This is a genomic window from Microbacterium faecale, from assembly GCF_014640975.1.
Classification (GTDB): Bacteria; Actinomycetota; Actinomycetes; order Actinomycetales; family Microbacteriaceae; genus Microbacterium; species Microbacterium faecale.
The window spans coordinates 205,447-223,644 of the sequence record NZ_BMHO01000002.1 but is presented as its reverse complement, the minus strand read 5'-3'; the positions used below and the strand labels follow the sequence as shown (position 1 = coordinate 223,644).

At 68.1% G+C, this 18,198-nt stretch carries 20 protein-coding genes; 13 read left to right on the top strand and 7 right to left on the bottom strand.

Translation table 11 applies throughout. From position 1 onward, the window contains the following. Positions 1-12 precede the first annotated feature (12 nt). The gene (locus IEW87_RS14020) at positions 13-1,512 is read right to left on the bottom strand and encodes a SulP family inorganic anion transporter (RefSeq protein ID WP_188713012.1); all 1,500 of its coding nucleotides are present in this window, start codon (positions 1,510-1,512) and stop codon (positions 13-15) included. Between the two features lie 101 nt (positions 1,513-1,613). On the opposite strand from IEW87_RS14020, the gene IEW87_RS14015 reads away from it, so the two are divergent. Then, complete coding sequence (locus tag IEW87_RS14015; protein WP_188713011.1) at positions 1,614-2,036, top strand: MerR family transcriptional regulator; 423 nt, start codon at positions 1,614-1,616, stop codon at positions 2,034-2,036. Here the strand turns inward: IEW87_RS14015 and IEW87_RS14010 are convergent. After that, positions 1,954-2,889: an AraC family transcriptional regulator gene (locus tag IEW87_RS14010; protein ID WP_188713010.1), complete on the bottom strand. Its 936-nt coding sequence runs from the start codon at positions 2,887-2,889 to the stop codon at positions 1,954-1,956. The genes IEW87_RS14015 and IEW87_RS14010 overlap by 83 nt on opposite strands. A 200-nt stretch (positions 2,890-3,089) precedes the next feature. On the opposite strand from IEW87_RS14010, the gene IEW87_RS14005 reads away from it, so the two are divergent. The 8 genes from IEW87_RS14005 to IEW87_RS13970 are packed head-to-tail and all read left to right on the top strand — an operon-like array spanning position 3,090 to position 11,108. Further along, entirely contained in the window at positions 3,090-4,544 is a 1,455-nt protein-coding gene (locus tag IEW87_RS14005) for an aldehyde dehydrogenase family protein (protein ID WP_188713009.1), read from the top strand. A 38-nt stretch (positions 4,545-4,582) separates the two neighbouring features. Beyond that, complete coding sequence (locus tag IEW87_RS14000; RefSeq protein WP_188713008.1) at positions 4,583-5,734, top strand: sugar ABC transporter substrate-binding protein; 1,152 nt, start codon at positions 4,583-4,585, stop codon at positions 5,732-5,734. A gap of 11 nt (positions 5,735-5,745) precedes the next feature. Further along, the gene (locus IEW87_RS13995) at positions 5,746-7,227 is read left to right on the top strand and encodes a sugar ABC transporter ATP-binding protein (protein ID WP_188713007.1); all 1,482 of its coding nucleotides are present in this window, start codon (positions 5,746-5,748) and stop codon (positions 7,225-7,227) included. A gap of 29 nt (positions 7,228-7,256) precedes the next feature. Continuing rightward, positions 7,257-8,261: an ABC transporter permease gene (locus tag IEW87_RS13990; protein ID WP_188713006.1), complete on the top strand. Its 1,005-nt coding sequence runs from the start codon at positions 7,257-7,259 to the stop codon at positions 8,259-8,261. A gap of 9 nt (positions 8,262-8,270) precedes the next feature. Next, positions 8,271-8,753: an S-ribosylhomocysteine lyase gene (locus IEW87_RS13985; protein WP_229731217.1), complete on the top strand. Its 483-nt coding sequence runs from the start codon at positions 8,271-8,273 to the stop codon at positions 8,751-8,753. Continuing rightward, complete coding sequence (gene mtnN, locus IEW87_RS13980; RefSeq protein WP_188713005.1) at positions 8,750-9,439, top strand: 5'-methylthioadenosine/S-adenosylhomocysteine nucleosidase; 690 nt, start codon at positions 8,750-8,752, stop codon at positions 9,437-9,439. The genes IEW87_RS13985 and mtnN overlap by 4 nt, the downstream gene beginning before the upstream one ends. 47 nt (positions 9,440-9,486) lie before the next feature. Next, entirely contained in the window at positions 9,487-10,380 is an 894-nt protein-coding gene (gene truA / locus IEW87_RS13975; protein ID WP_188713128.1) for a tRNA pseudouridine(38-40) synthase TruA, read from the top strand. Between the two features lie 47 nt (positions 10,381-10,427). Then, positions 10,428-11,108: an endonuclease/exonuclease/phosphatase family protein gene (locus IEW87_RS13970; RefSeq protein ID WP_188713004.1), complete on the top strand. Its 681-nt coding sequence runs from the start codon at positions 10,428-10,430 to the stop codon at positions 11,106-11,108. Between the two features lie 3 nt (positions 11,109-11,111). Here the strand turns inward: IEW87_RS13970 and IEW87_RS13965 are convergent, their stop codons facing one another. Next, entirely contained in the window at positions 11,112-11,885 is a 774-nt protein-coding gene (locus IEW87_RS13965; RefSeq protein ID WP_188713003.1) for an HAD-IIB family hydrolase, read from the bottom strand. A gap of 221 nt (positions 11,886-12,106) precedes the next feature. On the opposite strand from IEW87_RS13965, the gene rplM reads away from it, so the two are divergent. From rplM to glmM, 3 genes are read left to right on the top strand one after another with little or no spacing between them, the layout of a single operon-like run. Beyond that, entirely contained in the window at positions 12,107-12,553 is a 447-nt protein-coding gene (rplM, locus tag IEW87_RS13960; protein WP_188713002.1) for a 50S ribosomal protein L13, read from the top strand. A gap of 25 nt (positions 12,554-12,578) precedes the next feature. After that, positions 12,579-13,049 carry a 30S ribosomal protein S9 gene (gene rpsI, locus IEW87_RS13955; protein ID WP_188713001.1) on the top strand — a complete coding sequence of 157 codons (471 nt, stop codon included), beginning with the start codon at positions 12,579-12,581 and terminating at the stop codon, positions 13,047-13,049. A gap of 10 nt (positions 13,050-13,059) precedes the next feature. Continuing rightward, the gene (gene glmM / locus IEW87_RS13950; RefSeq protein ID WP_308420930.1) at positions 13,060-14,415 is read left to right on the top strand and encodes a phosphoglucosamine mutase; all 1,356 of its coding nucleotides are present in this window, start codon (positions 13,060-13,062) and stop codon (positions 14,413-14,415) included. A 94-nt stretch (positions 14,416-14,509) separates the two neighbouring features. Here glmM and IEW87_RS13945 read toward each other — a convergent pair whose 3' ends face one another. The 4 genes from IEW87_RS13945 to IEW87_RS13930 are packed head-to-tail and all read right to left on the bottom strand — an operon-like array spanning position 14,510 to position 17,148. Next, positions 14,510-14,851, bottom strand: a complete 342-nt coding sequence (locus IEW87_RS13945) for a DUF202 domain-containing protein (protein ID WP_188713000.1) — start codon at positions 14,849-14,851, stop codon at positions 14,510-14,512. Continuing rightward, complete coding sequence (locus IEW87_RS13940) at positions 14,851-15,210, bottom strand: YidH family protein (protein WP_188712999.1); 360 nt, start codon at positions 15,208-15,210, stop codon at positions 14,851-14,853. The genes IEW87_RS13945 and IEW87_RS13940 overlap by 1 nt, the downstream gene beginning before the upstream one ends. Further along, entirely contained in the window at positions 15,207-16,196 is a 990-nt protein-coding gene (locus IEW87_RS13935) for a formylglycine-generating enzyme family protein (RefSeq protein ID WP_188712998.1), read from the bottom strand. The genes IEW87_RS13940 and IEW87_RS13935 overlap by 4 nt, the downstream gene beginning before the upstream one ends. 22 nt (positions 16,197-16,218) lie before the next feature. Continuing rightward, a complete protein-coding gene (locus tag IEW87_RS13930; RefSeq protein WP_188712997.1) occupies positions 16,219-17,148 on the bottom strand; it encodes a Ppx/GppA family phosphatase in 930 nt (309 codons plus the stop codon). Between the two features lie 95 nt (positions 17,149-17,243). Between IEW87_RS13930 and coaA the strand changes: the two genes are divergently transcribed. Continuing rightward, positions 17,244-18,188: a type I pantothenate kinase gene (gene coaA / locus IEW87_RS13925; RefSeq protein WP_229731216.1), complete on the top strand. Its 945-nt coding sequence runs from the start codon at positions 17,244-17,246 to the stop codon at positions 18,186-18,188. Positions 18,189-18,198 lie beyond the last annotated feature (10 nt).

Genomic DNA, 18,198 nt, shown 5'->3' with positions numbered 1-18,198 from the left:
ACTTGGCCTGCGCTACGGCAGGTTACCCGTCAGACGACCGTGGAACGTGCCGCTGGCCTCGTTTAGGCCGACGATCGTCACCTCGACGTTGTGGTCGCGGTACTTCTGCTCGATGCCGTCGAGCGCGGCGACAGTCGAGGCATCCCATACGTGTGACTTCGACATGTCGATCACGACCTTCTTCGGGTCGTCGGCGTACTCGAACTGCGTGGTGAGGTCGTTCGAACTCGCGAAGAACAGCTCGCCGTCGACGACGTACCGCGCCGCGGATCCGTCGGACGAGACCGTGCGGGAGACGCTCGTGAAGTGCGCCACGCGACGCACGAACAGGATCGCGGCAACGAACACCCCGATCACGACGCCGATTGACAGGTTGTGGGTGATGATCACGGGGATCACCGTCACGAGCATCACGATCGTCTCGCTCTTCGGCATGCGCTTCAGCGTCGAGGGCGCGATCGAATGCCAGTCGAAGGTCAGGAACGCGACCATGAACATCACCGCGACGAGCGCGCCGATCGGGATCAGGCTCATAATGGGGCCCAGGAACCACACGAGGATCAGCAGGAACACGCCGGCGGTGAACGTCGACACGCGCGTGCGGGCGCCGGAGGCGCGCACATTGATCATCGTCTGGCCGATCATGGCGCAGCCGCCCATGCCGCCGAACAGGCCCGACAGGATGTTTGCGCCGCCCTGGCCCACCGCTTCGCGTGTCTTGCTCGAGCGCGTGTCGGTGATGTCGTCGACGAGCTTCGCCGTCATGAGCGACTCCATGAGCCCGACAGCGGCGACACCGAGAGCGAAGGGTGCGATGATCTGCAGCGTCTCGAGCGTGAGGGGCACGTCGGGGAAGAACGGCAGCGGCGGACCGCCGGGCAGGGCCCCGAGATCGCCGACGCTCTTCACGTCGAAGTCGAACGCCCACACCGCGAGGGTCATGACGATCACCACGACGAGCGGCGCGGGCACGGCCTTCGTGAGCTTCGGGAACAGCCAGAGGATCAGCAGGCCGATGCCGATGATCGGGTAGATCATCCACGACGCGCCCTCGAAATGCTCGAGCTGGGCGACGGCGATGAGGATCGCGAGCGCGTTGACGAACCCGACCATGACGCTGCGCGGGATGAACCGCATGAGCTTGCCGACCCCGAGTACGCCGAGCAGGATCTGGATAATGCCGCCGAGGATGACCGTCGCGATGAGGTAGTCGAGACCGTACTGATCGGCGACGGGGCGCACCACGAGCGCGATGGCCGCGGTCGCGGCGGTGATCATCGCTGGCCGACCGCCGAGGAACGAGATCGAGATCGCCATGACGATCGACGAGAACAGTCCGACCTCGGCCGGTACACCGGCCGCCAGCGCGAATGCAATCGCCTCGGGGATGAGGGCGAGCCCGACGACGACGCCGGCGAGGATCTCTCGAGTGAGGAGCTTCGGCGACCGCAGCGCATCCATCACGGTGGGGCGCGGACGGTAGCGGTCCTTCTCGCGGGCGGGCGCGGACATTGCTGCCTCCAGAATGGAGTGGGGGAAGATGGTCGGGCGAACGCCCACACTGAACCCTACCGTTACGTGAGGGTTGACCACCAAATTGAGGAGCCGAGCTCGTGGCCGGAACCATCCACATCGGCGAGGTCGCCGAACGCACCGGTCTCTCGCTGCGGACGCTCCGCCACTACGACGACGTCGGCCTCGTCAAGCCGAGTGACCGCACCGATGCCGGGTACCGCCTGTACACGGACGCCGACGTCGAACGGATCCTGCTGATCCGGCGGATGAAACCGCTCGGTTTCTCGCTCGATCAGATGGGCGAAGTCCTCACCGCGAGCGCCGCATTGGCGAAGGATCCGTCCGACGCTACCGCTCGCGCGGCACTCGACTCGTTCGTGGCCGATGCGGAACAGCGGCGCGAGAAGCTCGCTGCTCAGCTCGAAGCGGCGGAGGAACTCATCGAACGCCTTGCGTCGCCTTTGCAGCCGCCCGCCAATCGCGCGGCGTCTGGCCGTGTGCACGACGGAACGCGCGCGTGAAGGTCGTGACGTCCTCGAATCCGCTCGCCTGCGCGATCCGTTCGATTGACAACGTGTTCTCGGGGTCCTCGAGCAGCCGGGTGGCGCGGCGTACGCGCTCGGCGCGGAGATATGCCGCGGGCGTTGTTCCCGCTTTCTCGAACGCCTGATACAGCCGCCGTCGCGACACGAAGTGGTGTTGTGCGACGTCCGCCATATCGATCCCCGGCGTGGTCGCGTGCTCGCGCAGGAACTGCTGTGCCATGTGCCGCAGACCACCGGACGTGCGCGGCGCCACTGTGCCTTCTCGGAACGACGATCGGATCATCACGTACGCGAGATCGCGTGCGACATCGGCTGACTCCAGCGGTGAGGCGGTGATCGGCGGATCCGCGACATAGCTGAAGAGACCGCGTGCGGCGACGTCGCGGATCCCGCCCGGCACGGCGAGGCGATTCATCGTGTCTTCGAGCATGCGCTCCGGGAGACCGAGAGATTCGCGCGAGACCTGGACGATCAGCTGTTCTTGCTCGGGCCAGGAGTAGTCCAGGTAGTACGGGCGGTCGGTGGCGTAGATGGACACCGCGCCCGGCGCGACGCTCGTCGCGGAGCCGTCACCGGCAACGATCCCGCGCGACGACCGCTGCAGCGAGATATGGACATCGTCGGATCCGGATCCGCGCGCGAGACGCTCGGTGCGCTCGGCGCTGGTGCCGCCCGTCGTGACACGCGATATCGAGATCCGCTCATCGAGGGGCGTGTGTTCCATCCGTCCCGTGAAGGTCTTTTCGAAGCCCGCGCAACGCAGGGGAACGAAACATCGGCTCACGACCGATTCCCAGTCATCGGCCGTCTCTGCTTCGAGAACAAACACGGTCGCGTCACCTCCATTAGTGAATGCTGAGCGTAGCCCGCCCCACCGCCGGCGGCTATCGCGTGTGAGGGCCTCGTGCACAAAACGCCGATCCGGTCGTGAGAACGGCCCACTGTGCACAAAACGCCGGGTGCCGAACGTGAGCGCGCTCCTAACGTCGGATCCAGTCGTCGCAGAGGGCGGCGTGGATGGGAGAGACGATGACGTTCTTCGAGGAGCGCGAGTGGCGCGGACGCGCATACATCGGTGGGTGGTCGCCGGTGGAGGAGACCCGGCCGGTCGTGAACCCGGCAACGGGAGAACAGATCGCGGAGGTCGGTTCTGGCACGCCCGCCGACCTCGACGACGCGGTCGGCCGAGCGTCAGCGGCGCAGCGCGAATGGGCGGCGAGGCCGGCGGAGCAGCGTGCGGCCGTCTTGCGCCGCGCGGCAGTGATCCTCGAGGAGAACTCCGACACGGTCGCCGACTGGCTCGTGCGCGAGGCAGGATCCGGTCGCGGGAAGGCCGAATTCGAAGTCGGCATCGTCGTGAGCGAAGCCCACGCCGCCGCCGCGACGGCGATGATGCCGTACGGGCAGCTGCTGCAGTCCACCCATCCGCGCCTCAGCCTGTCGCGTCGGCGTCCTGTGGGCGTCGTGGGGGTCATCTCGCCCTTCAACTTCCCCGCAATCCTGTCGTCGCGGTCCGTCTTTCCGGCGCTCGCGCTCGGCAACACCGTCGTCCTGAAGCCGGATCCGCGCACCGCCGTCTCCGGCGGACTGATCCTGGCCGCCGCGCTCGTGGAGGCCGGGCTCCCCGAGGGAGTGCTCGCGGTCGTTCCTGGCGGATCCGAGACCGGCGCGGCGCTCGTCGACCACCCGGATGTGCCGGTCATCTCCTTCACCGGATCCACCGTGGCCGGTCGCGCGATCGGCGAACGCGCGGGCCGGCTCCTCAAGCGGGTGCATCTCGAGCTCGGCGGCAACAACGCTCTGCTCGTGATGCCCGACGTCGACGTCGCCGCGGCCGCCGCGGCGGGAGCGTGGGGATCTTTCCTCCACCAGGGACAGATCTGCATGACGACGGGGCGCCACCTCGTCCACGCCGACATCTACGACGAGTACACCCGTCTTCTCGCGGAGAAGGCCGCGGCGCTCGGCGTGGGCGACCCGTCGACGGGAACTCCGCTCGGTCCGATCATCGACGCGTCGCAGCGCGACAGGGTGCACGACATCGTCACGCGCAGCGTCGAGACCGGCGCGAGCGTGCTCGCCGGAGGCGAATACACCGATCTGTTCTACCGACCCACGGTGCTCGGTGATGTGCGCGCCGATCATCCGGCATTCGTCGAAGAGATCTTCGGGCCGGTTGCACCGGTGCTGAGATTCGATGACGTCGGCGAAGCCATCGACATCATCAATGCCAGCGAGTACGGGCTCTCGGTTGGAATCCTCTCGTCCGATGCCTTCGGCGCGTATGAGCTCGCCGAGCGCATCGACACCGGCATCCTCCACATCAACGACCAGACCGTCGACGACGAGGCGCAGGCGCCGTTCGGGGGGACGGGCGCCTCTGGCACCGGGGCGCGCTTCGGCGGGCACGAGGCAAACATCGAGGCCTTCACGACCGGCCAATGGGCGACGCTCCAGTCGCGAATCCAGCGTTATCCATTCTGACGACAGCACCAATCACACACAGGAAAGGACGTGCGACGATGCGCGTACATCACAGTAAGAGCCGAATCCGAGCAGCAGCCCTCGTCTCGATCGGGGCGATCGCCCTCGCGGGGTGCTCGGCGACCAGCGACGCTAATGAGCCCGAACCAGAATCCGAATCCACGGACGCGTCGGGTGCCCTCGCCGCCGCTGAAGAGTTCCTCCAGCCCTGGGCCGTCGAGTCGGACAAGGACCTGCTGATCGACGAGCCCCTGGACGAGCCTGTCGAAGAAGGCGCGCAGATCGTCTATCTCGACGTGGGCACCCCCGTCAGCGCCGTGATGTGGGAGAACCTGCAGGCGCCGGCCGAACTCCTCGGAATCGACCTGGAGAGGGTTGAGACCGGTCGCGACGCCCAGAGCATCAACAGCGCGATGAACACGGTCGTCGAGCTCGAGCCGGACGGCGTGATCAACATCACGCTCGACCCGGTCTTCTTCGAATCACAGATTGCGCAGCTCGAGGAGATGGGCGCCCCGATCGCCAGCGGTTCGATCGTCAATTCGACCGAGTTCGGACTGCCGGAGGCGTTCAACGGTGCGGAATGGATGCGGATCAACGGCGAAGCACTCGCAGCGGCCGCGATCATGCGCTCGGGCGGCGCGGAGGAGTTCGTCTTCTACAACGTGCCGGAGTTCCCGTTCTCCGCTCTGGAGCTCGAGGGCGCCGAAGCGAAGATGGAGGAGCTGTGCCCGAGCTGCACGATGCGCGTCGTCGACATCCCGATCGCGGAACTCGGCTCGACCGCGGCCGATCGCGTCGTGAGCGACCTGCAGTCGAACCCCGACACCGAGTACTTCATCGCCGCTGTCGATGAGGTGCAGATCGGCCTGCCGCAGCGGATCTCCCTCGCTGGCCTCGACGTCGGCGGTATCGCGATGTGGCCGGCACCGCCCAACTATGAGCAGATCGCGAACGGAGAGCAGGACGCGACGCTCGCGGTCGACCTCAATCTCATGATGTGGACCGTGCTCGACCAGCTCCTCCGCGAGATGGCAGGACAGAGCTATGAGTGGCCGGACGTCGCGACCCGCGCGAGCACCATCACCCATGTCATCGATCAGGAATCAGCACCGGCAAACGCGAGCGAGGGCTACGTCAGCATCCCCGACTACCAGGACCGGTTCGCCGAGAACTGGCTCGTCGGCTGATGGGCGCGCGTGTGGGCACCGGGCCGCTTCTTCGCGCGACGGGGATCGTCAAGGCATTCTCGAACCTGGTCGCGCTCGACAGCGTGAGTCTCGACGTGAACCCCGGCGAGATCGTGGCGGTGCCGGGGCACAACGGGTCGGGGAAATCCACGCTCGTGAAAGTGCTCGCCGGGGTCTACGCGCGCGACGAGGGCGAAGTGGAGCTCGCCGACGAGGTGGAGCTCCACTTCATCCACCAAGATCTGGCGCTGATCGGCGAGCTCTCCGCCGCCGAGAACCTCGCGCTCGTGAAGGACGAGGGCGCGGGGGCGGCCGCACCGCTCCGCGCCGCCTCGGAGCGGGCGCGCACGATCGAGCTGATCTCGCGTTTCGGCGCACCGTTCGACGTGGACAGGCCGGTGCGCGAGCTGTCGCCCGCGCAACGCGCCGTCGTCGCGATCTGTCGCGCACTCGACGGCTGGGACCACCCCTCGAACGTCATCGTGCTCGACGAATCGACCGAGTCGCTTCATCGCAACGAGGTCGAGGTGCTGTTCGACGCGGTTCGACGCCTCGCGTCCGACGGCGCAGGTGTGGTCTTCGTCTCACACCGACTCGACGAGGTCTTGAACCTCGCCGACCGAGCGATCGTACTCCGCGACGGACAGACCGTCGCCGACGAGCGCATCGACGAGCTCGATCACGCGCGTCTCGTCGAGCTGATCACGGGCGCGGCCGCTCACGCGACGACCGACCCCAGCGGTGCCCGCGCTCTCGACTCCGAAGCTGACGCGGTGCTCATCGTCCGCGGCCTCCGCGGCAGCACCGTCGAACACCTCGACTTCGACGTGCGGCGCGGCGAGATCGTCGGCGTCGCCGGTGTCCTTGGCTCCGGACGCGAAGCGGTGCCGTCGCTGGTGTTCGGCGCAGAAGACGCCGCCGCGGACCGCGTTGTCGTGTCCGGTCGCGACTATCAGCACCGGTCGCCACGGGCGAGCCTGCGCCGCGGCATCACCTTCGTTCCTTCCGACCGCGCCCGACTCGGTTCGGTCGCGGAGTTCACCGCGCGCGAGAACACGACGCTTCCGCAGCTGCGCACGCTCACGGGACGCTTCGGAGCCATCTCCGTCGGACGCGAACGCGCCGAAGCCGGACGACTCATGTCGGAGTTCGGCGTCCGGCCGCCCCGGACAGAGCAGCGACTGTCACAGTTCAGCGGCGGCAATCAGCAGAAGATCGTCATGGCGCGCGCCCTCCGCGATGACCCGGACATCCTCCTGCTTGACGAACCGACCCAGGGCGTCGACATCGGAGCAAAGGCCGCGATCTACGCCTCCGTCGACGCTGCCGCCGCTCGCGGCACCGCTGTCGTCGTGGCCTCCAGCGACGCGAAGGAACTCCTGCGCCTCTGCGATCGCGTCATCGTCATGCGCGACGGGCACCACGCCGTCACGCTCTCTGGCGCCGACCTCACCGAACATCGACTCGTCGCCGAGGGCTACGGGCTCGCCTGACACTTCTCCTCCTACCCGAAGGATCCCCCGTGAGCATCTCCCGCCAAGAAGTCCTGCACGCCCTGTCATTCCGCAACATCAGCGCGATCTACATCCTCGCCGTGATGGTGATCGTCTTCTCGATCTGGATCCCCGACAGGTTCCTCCAGCTCGGAGTGTGGCGCTCTCTACTCGACGCCGAGGCGCTGACGGGCATCGCCGCGATCGGTGCGCTCGTTCCGCTCATCGCCGGTTCGCTGAACCTCGCGATCGGCGCCCAGGTCGGGTTCGCCGCCATCGTCTCAGCCTGGATGCTCGCGCGTGCCGGCCTCCCGATCGCGATCCAGCTGCCGCTCGTGCTGGTCGTCGGCGCCGCAATCGGATTTGTCACGGCGATCGTGATCACGAAGCTCCGCGTTGAGCCGATCATCGCCACGCTCGGGATGAGCTCGATTCTCCTCGCCGGAATGGCATGGGTGTCGAACAGTCAACAGATCCTGGATCTCGGTCCCGACTATCGAATGATCGCGGCGACGCAGATCTTCGGGATCACCGTCCCCGTCTACCTCCTGCTGATCGTGGCGTTCGCGAGCTGGTACGTGCTCGAACGCACGCCCGCCGGTCGGCGAATGTACGCGGCCGGATTCAACCCCGAGGCCGCGCGGCTCGCGGGCGTCCGCGTCGAGTCGATGCAGATCTGGAGTCTGACGGCGGGCGGCGCCATCGCCGCACTCGCCGGAGCCGTTCTGACGAGCCGCATCAACGCAGGGGATCCGACGGTCGGACCGAGCTTCCTGCTCCCTGCGCTGACCGCCGTGTTCCTCGGCTCTACCCAGTTCAAGGGCGGTCGGTTCAACGTCTGGGGCACGGTCGTGGCCATGTACGTACTCGCGGTGGGAATCAAGGGGCTGCAGCTTGCGGGGCTCCCCAACTGGGTGAATGACCTCTTCTACGGTCTCGCGCTGCTTCTCGCCGTTGCGCTCTCGAAGTGGGAGAAGACCGCCCGCCGTACGTCGGCGGTCGGACGCATCGTGAACGCGGTGTTGCGCCGGTAACCTGGGGGCGTGACTGATCAGGGCCGGATGAACGTCGAATCCTTCAACCTCGACCACACGAAGGTCGCTGCGCCGTATCTGCGGGTGGCCGACCGGAAGACGCTCCCCGCGGGCGACGTGATCGTCAAGTTCGACGTGCGGTTCGCGCAGCCGAACGTCGACCATCTCGAGATGCCGGTGATCCACTCGATCGAGCACCTGTTCGCCGAGAAGAGCCGCGACCACTCGAGCCGCGTCCTCGACTTCTCGCCGATGGGATGCCAGACGGGCTTCTACCTGATCGTCGAGGGCGAGCACACGACCGAGGAGGTCGCCGACCTCGTTGCCGCGACGCTCACCGACATCCTCGACGCGACCGAGGTACCCGCCGCCAACACCGTGCAGTGCGGATGGGGAGCGAGCCACTCGCTGGACGGCGCGAAGACCGCTGTGCGTGCGTTCCTCGCGAAGCGCGACGAGTGGCTGACGGTGTTCGCGGACGGCTCGGCATGACCGCAATCGTCCTCCAGGTCGCGATGGAGGAGGAGGCGCAGCCGTTCCTCGACGCCGCGCGCGAGGCGAGTGACCCGATCCCCGTCGGGCGCGCGGTCCACCGTGGCATCGTGCTCGGTGACGCGACTGTCGTGCTCGTGATCAGCGGCATCGGCATGGTCAACGCCGCTGACGCCGCCGCCGGTGCGCTCCACCGCTACGGACCGGAGGGCGTGATCCTCGTGAGCGTCGGCTCCGCGGGCGGGCTCGCGTCGGATGCTCGCGTCGGCGATGTCGTCGTGGGCGGATCCGTGGTGAATCTCGACGCGGACGCGCGCGCCTTCGGCTACGAGCTCGGGCAAGTGCCCGGGATGCCGGCGTCCTATGCCGCGGATCCGGCCCTTGTCGCGGCGCTCACCGACGCCGCGGGCGACGTGCGTGAAGCGGCGATGGGGTCCGGCGAGAAGTTCGTCACGACTGAGCTTGCCCACGTGCTGCGGCGGGATTTCCCAGCGGTGCGGACCGTCGACATGGAGACGGCCGCCATCGCGCAGATCGCGCACAACCACGGCGTCCGCTTCGCCGCGTGCCGGGCGATCAGCGACCTGTGCGCCCCCGACTCGGACGAGTTCGCCACCCACATCGACGACGCGGCCGCCCGCTCGGCGCAGGTCGTCATCGAGGCGCTCACGCGGCTGGCGGCATGACGGATCCGTCGACTCCGGTCGCGCAAAAGCACCTTCCGGACCCCCAGATGGGTGCTTTTGCGCGACCGGAATCGCGCCGGGTCCGGCTCGACATCGCGTACGACGGGGCCGAGTTCCGCGGCTGGGCGACGCAGCCCAGTCTGCGCACGGTGCAGGGCACGCTCGAAGACGCACTGTGGCGGATCCTGCGCAGCGACGTGCGTCTCGTGGTCGCCGGGCGTACCGATGCCGGGGTGCACGCCACGGGGCAGGTCGCGCACGTCGATCTCGACGAACAACAGTGGGCGCGTGCCACGCGTCTGAGCCGCGGCGGATCGTCGGACCCGGACCCCGCCGCACCGCTCGCGCGCAAGCTGCAAGGGGTGTTGGGGCCCTATGCCGACGTCGCCGTCTCGCGTACGAGCATCGCTCCGGAGGGCTTCGATGCGCGGTTCTCGGCCGCGTGGCGACGGTACACGTACCGCATCGCCGATCGGACCGTGGGATACAACCCCCTGCAGCGCCGCGACACGACGTTCGTGCGCGTCCCGCTCGACGGTGAGGCGATGAACGCCGCCGCCTCGACGCTCGTCGGGCTGCACGACTTCGCCGCCTACTGCAAGCCGCGTGAGGGCGCGACGACCGTCCGGACGTTGCTCGAGTTCGACTGGCGCCGCGGAGCCGACGGCGTGCTCGTCGCGAACGTGAAGGCCGACGCTTTCTGCCACTCGATGGTGCGAGCGCTCGTCGGCGCGTGCGTCGCCGTGGGGGAGGGGCGCCTTGACGTCGCGGACGTCGCTCAGCTGCGCGACGAGCGTACGCGCACGAGCGCCTTCACTGTGCTTGATGCGCGGGGACTCACGCTGACCGAGGTGGGCTATCCACCGGACGATCAGCTCGCGGCGCGCGCCGAGCAGACACGCGCCCGGAGGGATCCGCTTGATGTCATAGACGATTCGTAGCGAGACGGTATCGGCGGCACAGCCCGCGGGGCTACCGTGAGAGGACCATGCGAATCCTGTCGTACAACCTTCGCAAGCACGCAGCCGCGGCCGAGCTCGATGCCAGGGCCGAGCGCTGGGACCCCGACGTCATGTGCCTGCAGGAGGCCGATGTCGAGAACCTCCCGAGCCGAATCGAGGGTCTGCGGCTCGCCGCTGCGACCGACCGCAACCGCCTCGGACTCGCCATCTACTACCGCGAGAGCTCGTACCACTTCGTCGAGTCTGTCTCGATGGGGCTCAAGAAGTCGCTCCACGACATCGTCCTGCGTCCCGCGCACGAGCGGTTGCTCGGCGTGCAGCTGTTCGACATCGACGGCGGCCGCGAGATCACGTTCGCGTCGTTCCACGCGGCGCCGCTCACGGCCCTCAACTCGCTGCGGCGCTCGCAGATCCGATCGGCGCTGCAGGCGCTCGAGCACCTCGGTCCCGGCACGCCGACCTTCATGGCCGGCGACTACAACTACCCCGTGTTCAAGGAGCGCCTCGGCGACCAGATCCGCGAACACGGCTACGACATGACCCTCAGCGACACGCGCACCTACACGCGGTACCGCTTCTTCAAGGGCCACTACGACTTCGTCACGAGCCGCGGGCTCTCGATCGGCGAGGTCATCACGCTGCCGCAGGGCGCGAGCGACCACCTGCCGATCCTGATCGAGGCCGAGTACCGCCGCGACCGGCGGTAGGGGTCAGGCGATCCGCTGCGGTAGCCCCGCGAGCAGCACGTCGAGCTTCTCCGCCGTGTCTTCCCACCCGGTGACGGCGACGCACTCGACGCCCATGTCGAGCACGGGGCGGTCGTTGCCGCCCTCGTCGAGGCGGTCGCCGTAGAACAGCATGTCGTCGAGCGAGACGCCCGTCTGCTCGGAGAGCTGATTCATGCCGTACGCCTTGTCGATGCCCTTGCGGGTGATGTCGACCGACGTGGATCCGCCCGAACGCACCTCGAGGTCGGGGATCCGAGCCGCCACGGCGTCGCGGAGGGCCGACTTCTTCTCGCTCGTCGGATCCCACGCCGTCTTCGCGTCGACGGGGGCCGCTTGGCCGAGCGCCGAGAAGGTGATCTGCGAGCCGCGGTCCTCGAGGATCTCGCCCCAGGTGTCTGTCTCCCAGTAGCCGAGGCGCTTTGCCTCCTCCTCGACGGCCGCGAGCGCGCGTGACTTCTCGTCGTCGGTGAGGTCGCGCGAGTAGAGCAGCGCGAACTCGGATCCGTCGTGGCGGTAATATGCCGTGCCGCACGTCGGCAGCAGGTGGATGTGCGCGAGCGCGTTGGCGGCGTCGGGCAGGCGGTCGACGAGCTGCGAACGGAACTGTGTGATCTGGCCACCGGAGATGACGGCGACCTCCACGCGGCGCGCGAGGTCGACGAGCTGCTGCGCGATGCGCGGATCGACGGGCGACTTCGACGGGGCGAGCGTATCGTCGAGATCGAACGCGACGACGAGCGGCTGAGAAGCGGTCATGCTCTCCATTGTGACCGACATTGTTCGCTGAACTCCCAGGTGAGAGGCAGGGTCTGCGTTCGCGCTCGCCCACCGGATCCGGTAAGGTTGAGCTTTGGCGCGCGCTCCCGCGTGTGCCACGAACGTGAGCCCTCCACCGGCTGAGTTGCCCGGTTTTCGCCGACAACCGCCCCGGAGCGGGATTCACGAACTCCTCCGTTCGACAAGAAAGCAGCACTATCGTGACGCGCACTTACACCCCGAAGGCCGGTGACGCCCAGCGCGAGTGGCTCGTGATCGACGCCACCGACGTCGTTCTCGGTCGCCTCGCTTCGCACGCCGCCATCCTTCTGCGTGGCAAGCACAAGACCACCTTCGCCCCCCACATGGACATGGGCGACCACGTCATCATCGTCAACGCCGAAAAGGTCGTCCTGACCAGCAACAAGGCGCAGCGCAAGATGGCCTACCGCCACTCGGGCTTCCCGGGCGGCCTGAAGTCGATCAGCTACGAGGAGCTTCTCGAGAAGAACCCCGTCCGCGCGGTCGAGAAGGCCATCCGCGGCATGCTCCCCAAGAACACGCTGGGCCGTGAGCAGCTCAAGAAGCTGAAGGTGTACGCCGGTGCCGAGCACCCGCACGCCGCTCAGAAGCCCCAGACGTACATTTTCGACCAGGTCGCCCAGTAAGCGCCGCGGCTTTAAGGACTAACTCGTGACTGAAGACGTTCAGAACTACTCCACTGAGACCCCGGCCACGGTCGAGGCTGACGCCGAGGCCCCGCGCCCCGTCGTCAGCGTCCCCGGCGCTGCCGTGGGTCGTCGCAAGCGCGCCATCGCGCGCGTGCGCCTGATCCCCGGTGCGGGCACCTTCACGGTGAACGGCCGCACGCTCGAGGAGTACTTCCCCAACAAGCTGCACCAGCAGCTCATCACCGACCCGTTCACGCTGCTCGGCCTCACCGGCTCGTACGACGTGATCGCGCGCATCGGCGGCGGCGGACCCTCGGGTCAGGCCGGTGCGCTGCGCCTCGCGATCGCCCGTGCGCTCAACGAGATCGACCGCGAGAACAACCGCCCCTCGCTCAAGAAGGCCGGATTCCTCACGCGCGACGCTCGCGTCATCGAGCGCAAGAAGGCCGGCCTCAAGAAGGCCCGCAAGGCGTCGCAGTTCTCGAAGCGCTGATCGAGCCCTGATGGCTCTGTTCGGCACGGACGGCGTCCGGGGGCTCGCCAACGGCACCCTCACCGCCGACCTTGCACTCAACCTGGCCCAGGCGACCGCGGTCGTCCTGGGCCAGGGCCGTTTCGCGGAGGCGCGCCGTGCGGAAGGCCGTCGCACGAAGGCGGTCATCGCGCGCGACTCCCGCATCTCCGGCGACTTCCTCGGTGCGGCCGTCGCAGCGGGCCTCGCCGCGAGTGGTGTCGACGTCTACGACGCCGACGTGATCCCGACCCCGGCGCTCGCGTTCCTCGTGAACGACTTCGACGCCGACTTCGGGATCATGATCTCGGCGTCGCACAACCCGGCTCCCGACAACGGGATCAAGATCTTCGCGCGCGGCGGTGTGAAGCTGCCCGACGTCGTCGAGCAGCGCATCGAAGAGCATCTCGTCACAGAGAAGCTGCTGCCGACCGGCCGTGACGTCGGTCGCATCGCGCGATTCGCCGATGCCGAGGACCGCTACCTGCTGCACCTGTTGGGCGCGCTGCCTGCACGACTCGACGGCCTGCACGTCGTCCTCGACTGTGCCAACGGCGCCGCGAGCGGCGTCTCGCCGCAGTTGTTCGCCGATGCCGGCGCGCGCGTGACCGTTGTCGGCGCGGACCCGGACGGCATGAACATCAACGACGGCGTCGGCTCCACCCACCTGGAGGTCCTGCAGCGCGCGGTCGTCGGGCACGGCGCCGACATCGGCATCGCGCACGACGGCGACGCCGACCGATGCCTGGCCGTCGACGCGTCGGGTAAGGTGCTCGATGGCGACCAGATCATGGCGATCCTCGCGGTGTCGATGCACGAGCGCGGCAGGCTCGTCGATAACACGCTCGTCGCGACCGTGATGAGCAACCTCGGGTTGCAGCTTGCGATGGAGCGCCACGGGATCCGCGTGCTCCAGACGTCTGTCGGCGACCGTTACGTGCTCGAGGCGATGAACGCTGGCGGCTACGCCCTCGGCGGCGAGCAGTCAGGGCACGTGATCATCAAGGAGTACGCCACGACCGGCGACGGCCTGCTGACCGGTCTGCAGCTAACCGCCGAGATGGCGCGCACGGGACGGTCGCTTGCCGACCTCGCTTCGATCATGACGGTGCTGCCGCAGACGATGATCAACGTCGACGGCGTCGACAAGGAAGGCGTCGGTGACGAAGAGGTGCAGGCCGCCGTACGCGCCGTCGAGGCCGAGCTGGGAGACAGCGGCCGCGTGTTGCTGCGCCCCTCCGGCACCGAGGCGCTCGTGCGCGTCATGGTCGAGGCATCGACGCACGAGATCGCCCAAGACGCCGCCGAACGCCTCGCGACCGTCGTCCGGGAGCGCCTGGCGCTCTGACGCCGCGTTCGAGGCTCGCGTTCGCGAGTGCATGGCCGTCCTTTCCTGCGCGACAAAGGGCGGAGCCGCGCTCGCGTCTCATCGCGCCCGGGCGCTAGAGCGTGCTCGAGCCGAACGCGATGAACACAGCACATGCCGCGCCGACGAGCAGCGCGGCGAGCGTCGCCAGCAGGACGGGCGTGCCGCTCGTGCCGGGCGAGTCCGCCTCGTGCAGCGAGCGCTGGGCGCGCTGGTAGCCGCGTGCCGCCGCGAAGTAGGCGCCCGCGGCGAGAGCGGATCCGAGAACGCCGAACCCGATCGCGAACAGTCCGAAGACGTCGAGCGTGTACCGGGCGCCGATGAGGCTCGCGATCGCGAACGACAGGCACGTGCGGCGCCACGCCAGCAGCGTGCGCTCGGCCTGTAGCCCCGGATCGTAGACGCCCTGAACGGTCATCACACGAACATGCCGATGATGACGATCGCGACCGCGACGAGCACGCCGACGACGATGACGCCGCCCATGCCGAGCCCGGGCAGCGGCTCGTTACGCCGGAGCGATGTCTCTGTCCGCGCCCATCCGAGCAGCGCCTGCACGGCGCAGATCGTTCCGAGCACGAGGAACACCGCCGCCGCAGCGACGCGCCAGCCGGGAGCCGCGGGCAGGTCGATCGCCTCGAGGGCGAACGCGCCGGCGTACATCGCGAGCGCCGTGCGCAACCACGCGAGGAAGGTGCGCTCGTTCGCGAGGCTGAACCGCGGATCCGGTTCGCCCCCCTGGCGGTAGACGCGCCGCGGGAATCTTCTGTCAGTCACGCCGAGCTCCCGTCTCGCAACGACACCGTGCGGAACCCCGCATTGCCCATGGAGGAGTCGGGCGTGTTCTGTGATCGCGCGGAGTTTCGGTAGCGGTTGCAGTATGAATCGTGGCAGAGGTAGCTACCGCCGCGCAGCACGCGCGACTGCCCACGGGCCGGTCCCCGCGGATCCCGCACCGGTGAGGACCGGTAGGCATTCGGATCGAACCAGTCTTCACACCACTCCCAGACATTGCCGACCGTCTGCCAGAGGCCATACCCGTTCGGAGCGAAGGAACGCACGGGGGCCGTGGTCGCGAAGCCATCCTCGGCGGTATTGGCGTCCGGGAACGTGCCCTGGAAGATGTTCGCGCGCCAGCCGTCGGCGTCGACAGCGTCATCGCCCCACGGGTACGTTGCCCCGTCGAGCCCGCCGCGAGCCGCGTATTCCCACTCCGCCTCTATCGGGAGGCGCCTGCCTGCCCACGCGCAGTAGGCCTGGGCATCGTTCCAGCTGACGTGCACGACGGGGTGATCGTCGAGGCCGTCGATCGACGAATGCCTTCCCGCCGGGTGGCGCCAGTCCGCGCCGCGCACGCCGTACCACCACGGTGTGGCCGGCGGAACCCCGAGAACGTCGCCCTCGTCGGCCTGAAGCGCGAGGTGGAACACCGCCGAGAACTCGAAGGACTCCGCCTCCGTGGCGTAGCCCGTCGCCGCGACAAATTTTGCGAAGTCCGCGTTGGTCACGCTCGTGACGTCGATGTCGAATGCCGACAGCGTGACCGCGTGGAGCGGCACCTCGCCATCCGCGGGATTGCGGTCGCCAGAGGAATCGCCCATCGTGAACGTGCCGGCGGGGATCCGCGCCTGCGCGACCGCGTGCTGTGCCGCCGGGTCGGTGTTCGGCGCAGCGGCCCGGCGGGGAGTCAGCGACACGAAGGCCTCGCGCGACGGCGCGCCGCATCCGCACCCGCATCCGGCGGATTCGGCAGGGGAGGTCATGCGACCAGCCTACCGACCGGGATCACCACCCCATGTCCTCCGTGTACCGCAGCAGGATGCCCTCGCGCAGTGCCCACGGGCATACCTCGAGCTCGTCGACGTCGAGCGCCTCCATGGCCGCGCGGAGCACGACCGCGCCCGCCGTGATCTGGAATGTGCGCTCGGGCGTGATCCCCGGCAGCTCCTGCCGAGACTCGGCGGGCACCCGTGCCAGCACCGGGATCCACGCATCGAGTGCCGCGCGCGGCAGCATCCAGCGCGGGGTGCCCGACCAACCAGGGCGCTTGTAGCCGACGAGCCGCGACAGCGATCGAATCGTCTTCGAGCTGCCCACGATGTGGTCGGGTCGCGGGATCCGCCCGAAGCGCGTCGCGACGGCCGCAAGAGTCTCCTCGGCATGGAAGGCGAGCCGTTCGACGGCGGCATCACCCGGCGGATCCTGTGGGAGGAACTCGACCGTCATGCGCCCCGCGCCGAGCGGGACCGATTCGGCGAGGTCGGGAAGTTCATCGGCGCCGCCGGCGATCTCGAGGGATCCGCCGCCGATGTCGAACAGCAGGATCTGTCCCGCCGACCAGCCGAACCACCGGCGAACGGCGAGGAACGTGAAGCGCGCCTCCTCGGATCCGCCGAGCACCTGCAGGCTCTGCCCGACGGCCTGCTCGATCTCCGCGATGACCTCTGGACCGTTCGTGGCATCGCGGATCGCGCTTGTCGCGGTCGCGAGCAGCTCCGTCACGTTCTCCTGCTCGGCGACCTCGCGTGCGCTCCGCACGGCCGTGAGGATCCCGTCGACGCCTTCGCGTGAGATGGAGCCGTCGGGCTCGAGGTACCGCATGACCCGCAACATGGACTTCTCACTCGTCTTGGCGAGGGGGCGCCCTCCGGGCTGCGCATTGGCCACGAGAAGGTGCACCGTATTGGAACCGATGTCGAGAACGCCGAGTCGCATGGGGGAAACAATAGCGTTCAGGCGGACCGTGGAAAACCGCAGTCGGGAGGCGCGCGTGACAGGGGAAGGGGCGACCGCGAAGTATGATGACGCGGATGGATCCCGCCAGTAGCGCCCTGCAGCCCTCCCTTTATCGAGACATTCCTCGAGCGGAATGGGCGCGCCTGGCGAAGGGCATGCCGCAGCCGCTCACGGAGCAGGAGATCGTGCAGATCCGCGGTCTCGGAGATCGCCTCGACGTTGGCGAGGTGCGCGACGTCTACCTGCCGATGAGCCGGCTGCTGAGCGCATGGGCGCGCGGCGTACGGCAGATCGGATCCGAGGTCGCGGAGTTCCTGGGGGAGGAGCAGCCGCGGATCCCGTTCGTGGTCGGCGTCGCCGGATCCGTCGCCGTCGGAAAATCGACCGTCGCGCGTCTGCTGCGGGAGCTGATGAGCCGTTGGAGCGACACCCCGCGGGTCGAACTGGTCACGACGGACGGCTTCCTACTGCCCAACGCGGAGCTCGAACAGCGCGGGATCATGGACCGCAAGGGCTTCCCCGAGTCCTACGACCGGCGCGCGCTGGTCGACTTCGTCACCCGCGTGAAGTCCGGCGAGACGGAGGTGCGGGCGCCGTTCTATTCGCACATGAAGTACGACATCATGCCGGACGCGTCCGTCGTCGTGCGTCGGCCGGACGTGCTCATCGTCGAGGGGCTGAACGTGCTGCAGCCGCCGCCCACGCCGAACGACGTGGCGGTCAGCGATCTGTTCGATTTTTCGATCTTCGTCGACGCCGACACCGAGCACATCGAGAAGTGGTTCATCAACCGCTTCCTGAAGCTCCGCGAGGGCGCGTTTTCGAACCCCGCGTCGTACTTCAATGTCTACCAGCACCTCTCCGACGACGAGGCGATCGCGACCGCCCGCGGCATCTGGGACGACATCAACCTGCCGAACCTCGTCACGAACGTCGAGCCCACGAAGCATCGCGGCACGCTCGTGCTCCGCAAGGGCGCCCAGCACGCCGTTGAACGCGTGCTCCTCCGCAAGCTCTGAGGTCGTGCCG